This window comes from Streptomyces chiangmaiensis (assembly GCF_036281785.1).
Classification (GTDB): Bacteria; Actinomycetota; Actinomycetes; order Streptomycetales; family Streptomycetaceae; genus Streptomyces; species Streptomyces chiangmaiensis.
In genome coordinates this window covers 1-4,278 of record NZ_JAYWVC010000381.1, presented here as the reverse complement: position 1 = coordinate 4,278, position 4,278 = coordinate 1, and the positions used below count along the sequence as shown (strand labels likewise).

Genomic DNA, 4,278 nt, shown 5'->3' with positions numbered 1-4,278 from the left:
AGACAGGCCGCGCATCACCCCGGCGGACCGCGCCCTCCTGGCCGCGCTCCTCCACCGTCTCCCCAGGCCGAAGCTGCGGCACCTGCATCTGATCGTCTCGCCGGAGACGGTCTTGAAGTGGCACCGTGACCTCATGCGCCGTCGTCACGCTGACGCCTCCCGTCGCAGGCGGTCCGGCAGGCCGCCAACACGTCGCAGTATTCAGGCCCTTGTCCTGCGCTTGGCCCGCGAGAACAGCTCCTGGGGGTATCGGCGGATCCACGGCGAACTCGCCGTGCTCGGCATCTAGGTGGCACCCTCCGCGGTCTGGGAGATCCTGCGAGCGCACGGGATCGAGCCAGCGCCCGAACGTGACCGTCAGGCCTGGGCCGCGTTCTTGTGCGGCCAGGCGCACGCGATTCTGGCCTGCGACTTCTTCACCGTCACTACTCTGAACGGCGCGACCCTTTATGTCTTCGCCGTCATCGAGCACGCCAACCGCCGCGTCCTCGGCGCGACCGCACACCCCACCGCCGACTGGGTGACCCAGGCCGCGAGGAACCTGGTCATGGACCGTCAGGACGCCGGCGCCACCGTCCGGTACCTGATCAGGGACCGCGACAGCAAGTTCACCCGCGCGTTCGACACCGTCTTCGAGGCCGAAGGCGTCGAGATCGTTACCACCGGCATCCGCGTGCCCCGCATGAACTCGATCACGGAACGCTGGATACAGACCTGCCGCCACGAACTCCTCGACCGCACCCTGATCTGGAACCAGACCCACCTGCTGCACGCGCTCGGCGAGTTCGAGTCCTTCCACAATCAGCATCGGCCTCACCGCGCCCTGCACAGCGCGGCACCCCTGCGGCCGCTCCCCGAACCGATCACCGAACCGGACCGATTCGACCGCCTCGATATCCGCCGACGTGACCGACTCGGCGGCCTTCTCCACGAGTACACACATGTAGCCTGACCAGCTCGGACGTAATAATCGGCACCCGCAACTCCCACACGTCGAGGACCGCTTCGATGGCGTGGGCCGGGGCGCCCATGGCTCCTTCATACCGTCCGTAAGGCGTGGGCGGAGCCGCCGCCGCGCAGCCGCTCCATGATCGCGGGCATGGCGGGCTCGGTGACGTCGATGGCGACCGCGTCCGCTACGGCCGGGAGGGGTGGAGGCGGCAGCCGACAGACCGGCCCGACCCTTCCCTGGCCGTTCCGGTCGTCAGGCGGGCGCGTCCTGAGGCTCGGAGTCCGGCGCCTCACCGGCCCCGGCGGCGGCCGGGTTCAGTACCCGGGCCAGGAAAGCGCGGGTGCGCTGGTGCTGCGGCGCGCCGATGACCTGGTCCGGGGTGCCCTCCTCGACGATGACGCCGCCGTCCATGAAGACCACCCGGTCGGCGACCTCACGGGCGAAGCTCATCTCGTGGGTGACCACCATCATCGTCATGCCCTCGTCGGCGAGGCGCCGCATGACGCCCAGGACGTCCCCGACGAGTTCCGGGTCGAGCGCGGAGGTCGGTTCGTCGAAGAGCATCAGCTGCGGGTCCATGGACAGGGCACGGGCGATGGCCACGCGCTGCTGCTGGCCGCCGGAGAGCTGGGCGGGGTGGGCGGACTCCTTCTCCGTGAGCCCGACCCGCTTCAGGTTCTCCCGCGCGATCCGCTCGGCTTCCGCCCCGGAGCGCCCGAGCACCCGGCGCTGCGCGATGGTCAAATTACCCAGGACGGTCAGGTGCGGGAAGAGGTTGAAGCTCTGGAAGACCATACCGATGCGGCGCCGCACCCGGTCGATGTCGACGTCCGGGTCGGTCACTTCGGTGCCGGCCACGGTGACCGTGCCCGCGGTTGGCTCCTCCAGCAGGTTCACGCAGCGCAGCAGCGTCGACTTGCCCGATCCCGACGGGCCGATCACGCACACCACTTCGCCGGGGCGCACAGTGAAGTCGATGCCCTTGAGCACCTCCAGGTCCCCGAAGGACTTGTGGAGGCCTTTGATCCGTATGGCCGCCTCGTTCGCGTTCATCGTCGCTCACCTGGCCTTCGCGGTACGGGCCTCGAGCCGTCGGACCAGGTGGCCCAGCGGGAGGGTGATGATCAGGTAGCACAACCCGGCGACCAGGATCGGGGTCAGGCTGCGGTTCTCGTTGAGCGCGTCCCGCCCGAACTTGGCGAGCTCGTACTGGCCGAGGGAGAGGCCCAGCAGGTACACCAGCGAGGAGTCCTTGGTCAGCAGGATCAACTCGTTGGTCAGCGGCGGCAGGACGATGCGGAACGCCTGCGGAATGACGATGAAGACCATGGCGCGGCCGTGCGACATCCCGAGCGAACGGGCCGCCTCCACCTGCCCCTTGGGCACGGCCTGGATGCCCGCCCTGATGGTCTCCGCCATGTAGGCGGCGCCGACCAGGCCGAGGGCGAGCATGACCGTGACGTACTGGTTGATGATCACCTGGAAGGCGATCGGCACGCCGAAGCCGAGCGCGATGAAGACCAGAAGCGCCGGCACACCGCGGAAGAACTCGATGTACCCGGTGGCCAGCCACCGGTAGGGCGGGACGGACGACAGCCGCATCAGCGCCAGAACCAGGCCCAGTGCGAGGCCGAAGGCGAAGCCCAGCAGCGTGTAGATGACGGTGTTGACAAGGGCGGTGGTGATGATGTCGGGGAACTGGGCCCGGGCGACCTCGATGTCGAGGAATGCGCGGCGTATCTCGCCCCAGTTCGCGCTCAGCGCCAGGACGGCCATGGCGACGGCCAGCACCGCGTACTGGACGCCCCGGACCGCCCTCGCCCGCTGCCGGCGGGACATGGACATGGTTGGGAACTCCTTGATGACGGCCTGCCCGGCCGGTCCTGACGCCTCGTCGCGTCGGCTTACGTGGGTCTACTTCTTCGGCGTGGTGCCGAACCACTTCTCGTAGATCTTGTCGTAGGAGCCGTCGGACTTGGCCTTCTCGAGTACTTCGTCGATCTTCTTGCGTAGTGCTTCGTTGCCCTTGCGCACGCCGAAGCCGTACTGCTCGCCGGTGTTGAACTCGGCCGTCACCTCGGTGTCCGGGTTCTGCTTGACGTAGTCGTACAGCACGCCGTTGTCGTTGATGCCGGCGTCGACCTGACCGGTCTTCACGGCGGTGAGCAGCAGGGCCAGGTCCTCGAACTGGCGCAGCTCGACGCCGTTCGCCTGCTTCTTGGCGTACTCCTCGCCGGTGGTGGAGGCCTGGACGCCCAGTGTCTTGCCCTTGAGGTCGGCGAGAGTCTTGTAGGGCGCGCCCTTCTTGGTGATCAGGGCCTGGGTGGCGTCGAAGTAGGGTGCGCCGAAGTCCAGGTTCTGCTTGCGGACGTCGGTGATCGTCATGCCGGCGGCGGCGACGTCGCACTTGCCGGCGTTGAGGTCCTCGCCGGACTGGATGCCCTCGAAGGGCGTGTCCACGATCTCCTGCTCGACGTCCAGCTCCTTGGCCACCAGGTCGACCAGGTCGACGTCGAACCCGACGACCTTGCCTTCCTTCTTGACCTGGAACGGCGGGTACGGCAGGTGTGTGCACGTGGTGAGCTTGCCGGCCTTGGCCAGTTCGATCTCCGAGCCTCCCGCCGCGGTCGGCTTCGTGCTCGTACAGCCGGCGACGGTGAGGATGGCAGCCGCAGCAAGCGGCAGGACGGCAACGGCGGCCGGACGCCGTGAGGTTCGTGCAGACACCTGTCCTCCAGAGAGTGTTCAGCAAGAGGTCACCCACACGGGTGACGTTCGCCGAATCCTGTCATCTGCGGCGGATGTTGTCGCTGGTGGACGGGTTGCGGCCAGGTAACAACCGGCGAGCTGGGTAACGTCGTTGCGATTGCCGCCGGTCAGGGTGACCGCGAGCGGGGTGCCGTGTCCGTCGGTGATCACGTGGTGTTTGGAGCCGGCCCTACCCGGTCGACTGGCGACGGGCCCGTCGCGGTCCCCGTTAGCGCTCTGACGTGCGAAGAGTCGACCACGCAGCGGGACCGGTCCAGTTTGGCTTCCGCGTTCAGCTCGGCGAGAAGGACTTCGTGCAGTCGCTGCCAGACCCCGGCCTCGTTCCAGTCCCGCAGCCTGTGCGTGCCGACAACCCCGTCACCCTACGCGACCTGCGCGTACTCGTGGATGAGGCCGCCGAGGCGATCCCGCCGGATGACACGCGATGGGCCATCGACGGCAGGCGGTTCGGGCGCCCGGACACCGTCGGGCATCGCTGCCCGAGTGATCGGTGAGGTCGATGTCAGTTGTGGTGGTCGGCGAACTCATCGACGACGAGGCGCAGATGTCGTTCGCCC

The 4,278-nt window shown here is 68.0% G+C and carries 3 protein-coding genes and 2 pseudogenes; 1 reads left to right on the top strand and 4 read right to left on the bottom strand.

What is annotated here, in order from left to right; translation table 11 throughout:
• Positions 1–952, top strand: a pseudogene (locus VXC91_RS42870) (integrase core domain-containing protein); the annotation flags it as partial.
• Between the two features lie 252 nt (positions 953–1,204).
• Here VXC91_RS42870 and VXC91_RS42865 read toward each other — a convergent pair.
• The 4 genes and pseudogenes from VXC91_RS42865 to VXC91_RS42850 form a co-directional block, all read right to left on the bottom strand.
• Positions 1,205–2,005, bottom strand: coding sequence for an amino acid ABC transporter ATP-binding protein (locus VXC91_RS42865; RefSeq protein ID WP_329512770.1), 801 nt, complete (start codon positions 2,003–2,005; stop codon positions 1,205–1,207).
• A 6-nt stretch (positions 2,006–2,011) separates the two neighbouring features.
• Positions 2,012–2,797 (bottom strand): amino acid ABC transporter permease, encoded by a 786-nt coding sequence (locus tag VXC91_RS42860; protein WP_329512769.1) that lies wholly within the window; start codon positions 2,795–2,797, stop codon positions 2,012–2,014.
• Positions 2,798–2,866: 69 nt separating this feature from the next.
• The gene (locus VXC91_RS42855) at positions 2,867–3,679 is read right to left on the bottom strand and encodes an ABC transporter substrate-binding protein (protein ID WP_408057613.1); all 813 of its coding nucleotides are present in this window, start codon (positions 3,677–3,679) and stop codon (positions 2,867–2,869) included.
• A 117-nt stretch (positions 3,680–3,796) separates the two neighbouring features.
• Positions 3,797–4,062: pseudogene (locus tag VXC91_RS42850) on the bottom strand (transposase); the annotation flags it as partial.
• Between the last annotated feature and the right edge of the window lie 216 nt (positions 4,063–4,278).